General features: G+C 35.3%; 11 protein-coding genes. 4 read left to right on the forward strand and 7 right to left on the reverse strand.

Annotated elements, in window-relative coordinates:
* The 5 genes from WFK35_RS16575 to WFK35_RS16595 form a co-directional block, all read right to left on the reverse strand.
* Positions 1 to 703 (reverse strand): hypothetical protein (locus WFK35_RS16575; protein ID WP_336733510.1); only part of this gene is annotated, 703 nt, incomplete at its 3' end.
* Between the two features lie 167 nt (positions 704 to 870).
* Positions 871 to 1890 carry a hypothetical protein gene (locus WFK35_RS16580; protein ID WP_336733511.1) on the reverse strand — a complete coding sequence of 340 codons (1020 nt, stop codon included), beginning with the start codon at positions 1888 to 1890 and terminating at the stop codon, positions 871 to 873.
* Positions 1891 to 2161: 271 nt separating this feature from the next.
* Entirely contained in the window at positions 2162 to 2680 is a 519-nt protein-coding gene (locus WFK35_RS16585; protein ID WP_214587808.1) for a hypothetical protein, read from the reverse strand.
* A 6-nt stretch (positions 2681 to 2686) separates the two neighbouring features.
* The gene (locus tag WFK35_RS16590; protein ID WP_336733512.1) at positions 2687 to 3313 is read right to left on the reverse strand and encodes a hypothetical protein; all 627 of its coding nucleotides are present in this window, start codon (positions 3311 to 3313) and stop codon (positions 2687 to 2689) included.
* A gap of 18 nt (positions 3314 to 3331) precedes the next feature.
* Positions 3332 to 3883, reverse strand: a complete 552-nt coding sequence (locus WFK35_RS16595) for an RNA polymerase sigma factor (protein ID WP_214587807.1) — start codon at positions 3881 to 3883, stop codon at positions 3332 to 3334.
* A 315-nt stretch (positions 3884 to 4198) separates the two neighbouring features.
* On the opposite strand from WFK35_RS16595, the gene WFK35_RS16600 reads away from it, so the two are divergent.
* The 4 genes from WFK35_RS16600 (at position 4199) to porW (ending at position 8696) form a co-directional block, all read left to right on the forward strand.
* Positions 4199 to 4948, forward strand: a complete 750-nt coding sequence (locus WFK35_RS16600) for a Rossmann-like and DUF2520 domain-containing protein (RefSeq protein WP_336733513.1) — start codon at positions 4199 to 4201, stop codon at positions 4946 to 4948.
* Positions 4938 to 5459, forward strand: a complete 522-nt coding sequence (locus tag WFK35_RS16605) for a KdsC family phosphatase (protein ID WP_336733514.1) — start codon at positions 4938 to 4940, stop codon at positions 5457 to 5459. The genes WFK35_RS16600 and WFK35_RS16605 overlap by 11 nt, the downstream gene beginning before the upstream one ends.
* Before the next feature lie 10 nt (positions 5460 to 5469).
* Positions 5470 to 6039, forward strand: a complete 570-nt coding sequence (locus tag WFK35_RS16610; protein WP_336733515.1) for a Maf family protein — start codon at positions 5470 to 5472, stop codon at positions 6037 to 6039.
* Between the two features lie 71 nt (positions 6040 to 6110).
* A complete protein-coding gene (porW, locus tag WFK35_RS16615) occupies positions 6111 to 8696 on the forward strand; it encodes a type IX secretion system periplasmic lipoprotein PorW/SprE (RefSeq protein ID WP_336733516.1) in 2586 nt (861 codons plus the stop codon).
* Positions 8697 to 8712: 16 nt separating this feature from the next.
* Here porW and tsaB read toward each other — a convergent pair whose 3' ends face one another.
* Both tsaB and WFK35_RS16625 read right to left on the reverse strand, forming a co-directional pair.
* Positions 8713 to 9396 (reverse strand): tRNA (adenosine(37)-N6)-threonylcarbamoyltransferase complex dimerization subunit type 1 TsaB, encoded by a 684-nt coding sequence (gene tsaB, locus WFK35_RS16620; RefSeq protein ID WP_336733517.1) that lies wholly within the window; start codon positions 9394 to 9396, stop codon positions 8713 to 8715.
* Between the two features lie 53 nt (positions 9397 to 9449).
* A partial coding sequence (locus WFK35_RS16625) for a hypothetical protein (RefSeq protein WP_336733518.1) occupies positions 9450 to 9722 on the reverse strand: 273 nt, incomplete at its 5' end.

Below are 9722 nucleotides of genomic sequence, written 5' to 3' on the forward strand. Positions count from 1 at the left end.
CGTCAATTCTTTTAACCCCCTTTATTTTACCTTCATTATTTTTTCTGACAATAAGTTCCAAATCTTTTTTCTGATCTACAAATGATCTGAAGTCCATATAAACTCCGTTCGTAAGAGAATCTGCTTTATAAATCGGCATTTTTTCCTTTATATTCTTTTCATAGTCTTCCAGTTCATTTTCGGCTATAGGATAGTTTAGAGCCTTTACATCGTAAGAATCATTAATAATATTGGATAATTCAGCAGATATTCTGGCAGCAATAGCTCTAGTTATATAGGCATGATCTCTCTGCATATAGTCTTTGGAAATATTAAACTTCTTTAAAAAATAATATTTATCATTTCTTTTAAGAAAAGTAACCATTTTCATTTGCAGATGTCCCATTTGTGATCTTTCGGCTGGAATATCTTTTACTGCAAGTTCTTCGAGAATAAGATAATAATCCGTTTTTCCTGTTTCTTTATTATTTTCCGCAAACCACTCAGTAAATAATTTTTCAAGATCATCTTTTTCAAATTTTACTTCATAAGGATCTTTCCTGTGCGATACAATTCCAATAGTTTTGTCTTTTCTCTTATCTAATAGAGTAAAAGATTTAGCAATATGATTTTTGTCTTTTATATTATTTTTAAGTTCTATATACTGAATTTTCTGTGCCGTTAGAAAGCACGAGAACATCAAAAACAGAATTATTTTTTTCATAGTTAAAAATTTCATTAAAAATAAAGTTTTAATTTAAAATTAAACGACCCTCACAAATAAATTGTAAGGGTCATCCAAGATTAAAAGCAAGTTTCCGACATTGGCAACCTGTTTTGAATCTGTATAGTTATTTTTCTTCTAATGATTAAATATGAACAAAATTCTTTTTATGGTAATTGATCAAAAATATCATTAAAATCGTATTCTCCTGTCATCGGATCGATGTAAATTTCCTGAGGATTGTGGCTCAGCTTATTCGGATTAAAAAGTAATGCATCTGCAATTGCGCCAGCCAATCCAAACATGATTCCTAATCTAATATCATATTGAGCCGGAAATAAACTTGAAGGTTTTGCAACAATGTAAAATCCTTTTTCGTTTTTTAGCAGTTCCTGAAATCCGGAATAGGTATTTTTAAACGCTTTTCCGTTTTCTACATAGATAAACATTTTACGGGAAGGAATTTTCATTTTCTTTCCGTTTTCAGTTTTTACAGCCCTGTCTAATGTTCCATTTTCCCATCGCTCCAAAGTATAGCCTTCTTCCGGAGTCTGCCTGAAAAACGAATTGCAATCCAGATAGATTCCTTCTTTTAACGTCTCATTTTTAAATGCAGGATAATTATTTACATAGCTTTGATAATTGGAAATATCATCCAAGGTAAGATCATATTTTGAAGGTTTGGATTTATATGTTTTTTCAAGATACAAAGAAAAAAGATGATGTATATTTCTCACCATCGCATCGGCAACATCTCTGTGGCTGAACATAAATGTAGTATCCTTTTTATACAGAAAATGATATTTATCTCCTTCCTTCACAAAACTTTGCAGGGAAAATTTCATGGTTCCGATGTTTTTCCTTTCGTACGTTTCTTTTACAGATAATCTAAGATCATTAAGAACTAACACAAGATCCTGCTTCCCTCCCTTCAGATTACTTTTACGGTACCATTCGGAAAGATCGTCTTCAGGACTGGTCTGAAACGAAACTTCTCTCATTTCTTTACCATCTCCAAATGGCAGAACCCCGATGGTTCTATCTTTTCTGTTATCAATAACAATTAATGTGTTGTAATCTCCTTCTCCATTATTAGGAATATCCCCTTTCAGTTTTATGATTTCTTTATTCTGGGCAAAAGAAATAATCATAAGACAAGTCGTCACAAGTTGTAAAAATTTTTTCATCATTAAATTTTTTAAATTAAAATTACTCGGTAAAAATATATTCTCCGGTAAGCGGATCAATATAAATGGCAGACAGATTTTCCGGTATATCTGTTTCTGTTTTTCCGGAATCGAGTGCTGTCTTCTGTTCGGTTAGAAAGCACGAAAACATTTAAAACAGAATTATCTTCTCCATCGTCAAAAATTTTCGCAAAAATATAGTTTTAATTTAAAATTAAACGACCCTCACAAATAAATTGTAAGGGTCGTCCAACATTAAAAAAATAAACTATTATGGGTTTTGTCTTGGTCTTAGAGCGCTACCGCTGCCACTATTCCCAAAAGGTTTTCTTTCATTCATTTTATCTCTCATCATTCCTTCAGACTGAAAAAGTTTCAAAACTTTTTGGCAAGGTATTACCTTCTGCATTTTATCTGCATATTTTTTTCTGTTATCAAGCAGCTTCTGCCCTACTTCGAAACTCTGCTGAAGCTTGGCTTTCGCTTCTTCATCGGATAGATCTTCAGGATTAAAATCTGAATTGAACTGACTTTTTATCTGCTTCTGGCTTTCCAGATATTCATTATAAATATCGGTAAATTCATCTTTATCGTTAGGATCAATATCCAGATTTTCCATCACCATATTGTTTCTGAATTTCATCAGAAGTGCCTTTCTTTCCTCAGGAGAAAGATTGTTGATGATCTCCTTTCTCTGCTTAGGATCCATCTTTTTCCAGTCATAATCTGTCCTTTGGGCATTCAGACCAAAACTATAGATAATAAAAAGCGTAAATAATATCTTTTTCATTTTCTTTTAATTATATAAGTCCAGATAAACGTCCTGGGTAGAATTGCTTGCCAACTCCGATATTTCGGAATTTGAGAAAGAATCCAGATACTCGTTTATCTGAGCCTCATTTTGTTTCGAAACAGATGGTGAAGATTTTGGTTTCACTTCATCTGCTGTCTTAGCCGATTTTTCTTCTTTCGCTAAAGACTTATTATTATCCTGACTGCTATCTGTCTGATTATTATTTTCAACAGAAGTTAAATCCGATTTTAAGGTTTCGTAAGCAATCTGGCTCTCCGTTTTCGGTTCCTGAAGGTTTACTGCAACCTGCTCCTTTGCCGGATCTGCGGGATCTCCGTTATTGAAAACAAATGTCGCTCCAAAAACCAAAGCAATAGACGCCGCTGCTGCATATGCCCAGTTCAGTTTAAAAATCGGTGCTTTTTTAGCAGGCAGAATACTTTTCACAACGTTATCCTGAACGGTTTCAAATATATTTTCCGGAACGGTGTAAATATTCTTACGTTCCAGTTGCTCAAGATCAAAATCATTGATCCCGCTCAATACCTTCCCCTGAATATTTTCAAACAAATTTTCAGGGACTTTGTATATATTTTTGCGTTCCAATTTTTCCAGATCAAAATCTTTCATGCTGTTGTTTCTCAAAAATTATCTTTCGTAATTCTCTTTGATATATTCTTCTATCTTCTGTTTGGCATAATGATAATTTGTTTTTAATGTTCCTACCGACATATCCACAATTTTGGATATTTCTTCGTAAGGCAAATCATCATAATACCGCATCATAAATACCAGTTTCTGCTTTTCGGGCAGGCTTTGTATGGCATTCTGCAGCAAAATCTGTATTTCTTCCGCATCACCGTCTGTATTGTCTGCAATAAGATTCTGCATATGGTACTCCGGATCTTCATCCGTTTTCTGCATTTTTTTCAGTTTGTTCACCTGCTGCAACGCCTCATTGGTGGCGATTCTGTACAGCCATGTGTACAACTGGCTGTCATTTTTAAACTGATGAAAATTCTGATAAGCTTTAATAAAAGTTTCCTGCAAAGTATCCTGAGCAAGATCTCCGTCCACAATAATTCTTCTTATGTGCCAATACAATCTACTCTGATAAGCATCCATTAAGGCACGAACTCCTTTTTCCTGAGTTCGCGGATCTTGCATCAACGAAATAATCTCCGTGTCTTTAATCTTCATAGGATGCTTTCATTGTTTTGGATTACAAAAATAATTGAAAGTTAAATTACTCCTTCAATTTTTAGTCCAAATATCATAATTAAATATATGAATTATTTGAAATCTTTACCGTGTATTGCTGACTACAAGAAACTATATATTGGCAGAAATGCTTTATCAAAGGACATTTATTATTAAAATATTGATCTTTATAGTAAAAAACTACAGAAAAATATTTATTTTAAATCCCAATTCTCGAACGTTAAAATTAACTAATTCTGCTTTTAAGAATGAAGTTTCGTGTTTCAAATCACTGTAAAAACTTATATTTGTTTTATGCAAATTGTAATTATCGGTTCAGGAAATGTCGCCTATCATCTGGCAAAAGCATTTGTTGAGAATAACATTCCTCTGGCTCAGATTTTCGGCAGGAATGAAGAGGAGTTAAAAAAAATTTCAGAAGAATTAAAAACACCCTATTCAACTAAAACTTTAGTCGATTCAGATTTATACATCATTAGTGTAAGTGACAATTCTGTTGAAGAAGTTTCGAAAATAATTACTAAAAAAGATAGTCTTGTAGTACATACTTCCGGATCTTTACCTAAAGAAAGCCTGAAAGGCGACTATCGAAAAGCAAGTTTTTACCCTTTGCAGACCTTCTCAAAACTGAAAGAACTGGATTATTCTAAAATTCCGTTTTTCATCGAAACAGAAAACGAACAGGATAAAAAGTTACTTTTTGAAATTGCGTTCAAAATTTCAAAGAACGTCATGGAAAGTACCCATGAAAAAAGAAAGTATATTCATCTTACTGCAGTTTTTGCCTGCAATTTTGTAAATCATTTGTTTACAAGGGCTAAAGAGATTTCGGATTCGCAGGAAATTCCTTTTGATTATTTTTTACCGCTGATTGATGAAACTGTACAGAAAATTTACGAAATTGAGCCGCGATCTGCCCAGACAGGACCCGCAGTAAGAAATGACAAAAGAATACTGGAGCTTCACGAACAATTACTGTATGGGGAAAGCCTGGAAATTTATAAAACAATGAATCACTCAATTCAGAAAATGTATGAGTTATAAGGAGAAACTAAAAAATATCAAAGCGTTTGTATTCGATGTAGATGGTGTTTTCACCGACGGAAGCGTATATCTTATGCCCGGCGGAAATATGTGCAGGGTAATGAATGTTCTGGACGGATATGCTGTTGTAAAAGCATTAAAAAACAATTATCTGATCGGAGTAATTACTGGCGGGAACGATGAAATGGTAAAACACAGAATCAATTATCTGGGTATTGAAGATTATTATGCCAAGTCTCACAACAAGATGGCAGATTTTGAAGATTTCAGAAAAAAACATCACCTTAAATACGATGAAATTTTAACAATGGGAGATGATCTTCCTGATCTTCAGATCCTGAAGAATTCTGCCATTTCTACATGTCCTGAAAATGCAGTACCCGAAATAAAAGCCATTTCCGATTATATTTCGCCCATAAAAGGAGGAAGCGGTGCTGTACGTGATGTAATTGAACAGGTGATGAAAGTTCAGGGAAACTGGCACGATGACGACGATACACAATCTACTTAATTTACTGTAAATGAAATTATTATTAGCCTCACAATCTCCGAGAAGAAAAGAACTTCTAGCAAGTTTAGGATTTGAATTTGAAGTCGTGAAAATTGATTGTGAAGAAATTGTTCCTGAGCACATTAAAGTAGGGGAGTCTGCTGCTTATTTATCTGAATTAAAAGCAAATACATTTCGAAGTCTTGAAAAAAATGAAGTCTTACTGACGGCAGATACCGTTGTAGCCATTGATGATCAGTTTTTGGGAAAACCACAGAATGAAGAAGAAGCAGGACAAATGCTAAAACTACTTTCCGGAAAAACCCATCAGGTTTACACAGGAATTACCATAAAAACCTCAGATAAAACCATCACGAAGACTGATGTTGCGGATGTGGAATTTGATGAAATCACAGATGGTGAAACAGACTATTATATCCGGAATTACAAACCTTTCGATAAAGCAGGAAGCTACGGCATTCAGGAATGGCTCGGAATGGCAAAAATCAAAAAGATAACCGGAAGCTACTATACGATTATGGGACTTCCTACTCATTTGGTTTACAAAATTTTGAGAGAAATAGAACAAGTTTCCCCGTAAAATTTTATTATTTTTACAAAATCATCAATTCTACTGATAATAAAAAGTAGATTAGCGAGTTATATTTAATAATGAAAAAGAATATTTTATTCCTTTTGATACTCTGTATCGTTGCTTCATGCGCCACTAAGGTGAAAAAGCCGGAGCAGCGGTCTAAGTTTATGAAAGGATTTACCACATATTACAACACTTTATTTAATGCAAAAGATGCTTTAAATAATGAGTTTGAGACCCGCGATAAAGGACATAAAGATAATTTTTATGCGCCTTATATTCCCATTCTTACCTATGAAGATCAGCCTTTGGGAAGTGATCTGGGGCAATCTGCAGCTTTCGCGGAAAATTCTATGAAAATGGGAGAGATCAACCGTCCTCAGCAAAACAGCGATTCCCGCGGCGGCCGTACTCCGGGAATACCTTCAGGAATGCCCGGAAATCCGATGTCGGGTGGACCGGGTTCAGCTACAGGAGAGCCGAGCCAGCCCGAACAAAAAGGAGCAACGACTCTGGAAATTGCAGAAGCAAAAGCTTTAAAAGCAATCAACAAATATTCTGTGCTGCGACATGGAGAAGAGCAGAACAAACAGATTTTTGATGCGTATATGATCCTTGCACAGGCGAGAATTTACAGAGGAAAATCTCTTGAAGCACTTGATGCGCTTAATTATGTTTTTACGCACATGAAGGATGATAAAAGGCTTCCTTTAGCCAGAATTTATCAGGGTTTAGCCTATGATCAGATCAAAAATTACCATAAAGCTCATGAGACTTTTGCCAAATTAAAAGGTGATAAAATTTCCAAGCAATACGAAAAATTATTAAGCATTTATTACGCTGAATCTCTTTTGGATGCCGGAAAAAAAGAAGAAGCAGTAAAAGAGCTGGATAATGCTTTTGAACTGAACAGCAACAGAAAACTAAAGAGCAGAATTGCTTATCTGAGAGGTCAGGTTCTGGAAGGTCTTAACCAGAATGAGAAAGCCAGAGAAAGCTTTATGGCTGCTTATAAATACGCCAATGATTTTGAATTTGAGGTAAAATCCCAGATCGAAATTGCCAAAACCTTCAACGGAAACGGAGATTACAGCGGAGCAAGAAAATACCTTGAAGACATCAGTAAAAAAGGAACTTACGGATCGCGAAAGAATGAATTTTATTATGCTTTGGGACTCATGGCAAATAAAGCCGGAAAAAAAGAGGAAGCTCAGGAATTTTTCAGAAAATCTCTGAAAGAAAAAGTTTCCGACGGCCAGATCCGAGGTCTTACATACTATGAAATCGGGAAGGGATATCTGGATAAAAACGACTACATCGGAGCCGGAGCGTATTATGATTCTGCATTGGCTGTAATGACGTATGAACCTTCCAAGGTTCTTCTTACGGATCAGTCAACCTACATCAAAAAGATTTCAAAAAACTATTATCTGATCAAAAAGAACGACAGTATTCTTAATCTGGCAAAAATGTCTACCGATCAGAAAACAGATTTTTTCAATAAATACATTGCTAAAATCAAGGCAAAAGAAGAAAGGGAAGAACTGGAAAGAAAACGTGCAGAAAGAAGCAAAGGATTTGATACGGGAGATTATAATGCAACTTCCATATTTGCCAACAGCTCAAATTCTTTTGAAGATTTCGGAGTGGCAACCAAAGGATTTTATTTCAGTAATACAGGAACCGTTTCTAAAGGAACACAGACCTTTAAACAGACCTGGGGCGACAGAGCTTTGGTAGATAACTGGCGTTTTTCCAAGAAAATGGCTACTATTGAAGATTTAAAGAATGATGCTCTGGGAACTACTGCAGCGCCAAATCCGAGACGTTTTGAACCGGCTTTTTACATAGAGCAGATTCCGACGGATGTTGCAAAACTGGATCAGCTGAAAAAGGACAGAGATACCGCTTCTTTAGGTTTGGGAATCATGTATCAGAATTATTTTACCAACACCCCTTTAGCTACAAAAACCTTGTATGATCTGGTGGATGTAAAACCTGAAGAAAAAGTAATGCTGCAGGCTTTATACGAGATTTTTGCCATGAATTATGAGAAAAATCCACAAGCTTCGGAAAGAGCAAAACAAATTCTTTTAAAGGATTATCCTTATACATCATACGCTGAATTTGCAAGAAATCCTAAGAGTAATTCTTTCGTAAAATCTTCTGCAGATGTAGAAAACCAGTACAAACAGGCATTTGCTTTATATGAATCTGAAAAGTTCGGGGAAAGTAAAGATCTTATTGACCGGACGATACAGCAAAATCCGAAAGATGCTTTAGTGCCGAAATTATATCTGCTGAATGCATTTAACTCAGGAAAATCGAGTGGGAAAGAAGTAATGATTCTCCAACTGGAACAGATTGCCCTGAATTACGGTAAAACTCCGGAAGGCGAGAAAGCCAAAGAAATGCTTAATTATCTGAAAAGTGATCTGAGCTTTCAGGCTACCGACAACAGAGGAAATTCGATCCCTCAAAATCCGGGGAATTCCGGAAGCAATATTCCGCAGCAGCCGATGCAGCAGAATAATGAGATTGGCAAAACTCAGAAAATGCAGGGAAATAATTCCCAAAGCCAGCCAATGAACAATAATGGAAACGGCCCTCCAAAAAAACCGAATAATATGCCCGCTAATACAGTACCGGCAAAACCACAGTAAAAATAAAAGCGAAGAACTACTCTTCGCTTTTATTTTTTTTCTTTACTCCATGAAAATCTTTGAGATAGAAAGGCTCAAAATAGGCAATATCTTCAAACTCTTTCTGATCTATTTTTTCAAGTGCTTTTTTAATAAGATATTTTGCAGAAGGATAAACGGTTTCATCAAATATGGCATTTGGAAGATGTAAAATCTCTTTTGCTTTCTTGGCTCCGTCTCCTGCAAACAGTATTTTTTTATCTTTGAATTCTTCAAAAGATGTTTCATCTAAAATTTTAGCCTCTGTTGCAGAAATTTCTTTGCCCGTTTTCCCGTCATAAACCGCCGTATAAACCTCCATTCGTCTCGCATCGATTAAAGGTATTATCAAATCGTAGTTTTGGTCTAAAAAAGGCTCTATAATGCTTTCCATAGAATTTACGGCGATCAATGGAATTTTAAGCCCGTAGCAAAAGCCTTTTGCAGAAGCCGCACCAATTCTCAATCCGGTATAAGAACCGGGTCCTTTCCCAAGACAAACCGCTTCAATCTCTTTTATGGAAATTCCAGCTCCTTCCAGCGCCCATTCTACGAATGTATGAAGACTTTCAGACTGTTTGTAGTTTTCAGAAACTTCTTCCGTTACACACAATAACTTTTCGTTATCGGAGATGGCTACGGAACAGTTTTTTGACGAGGTTTCGAGATATAGAATTTTCATTTTTTAAATTTAAAATCAACAATAAAATCCAAATTGATTGTTTCAGTGCAAATTTATGGCTTTATTTCCACACTTTGTCTGCTCCAGAGTTTCCACACTGATTTCTCTCTTTTCCAGATTTCCAGCAATGCAAGAATCATTTCGAATTTCTGGCTTTTGTAGGTTCCTGAAACTTTTATTTTTCTTCTCAGCGAGCAGATATTTTTATCTTTTTTAAGCTCTGAAATTTCAATCTGCTCAATCTTATCATAAATGACTTTTTTCGAGCTGAAATCTATCTTAAAATCAGAATAGTTCTGAATCCATCCATTGGAATGCCCGAAAGA

It is taken from the genome of Chryseobacterium sp. VD8 (genome assembly GCF_037149975.1).
GTDB lineage: Bacteria > Bacteroidota > Bacteroidia > Flavobacteriales > Weeksellaceae > Chryseobacterium > Chryseobacterium indicum.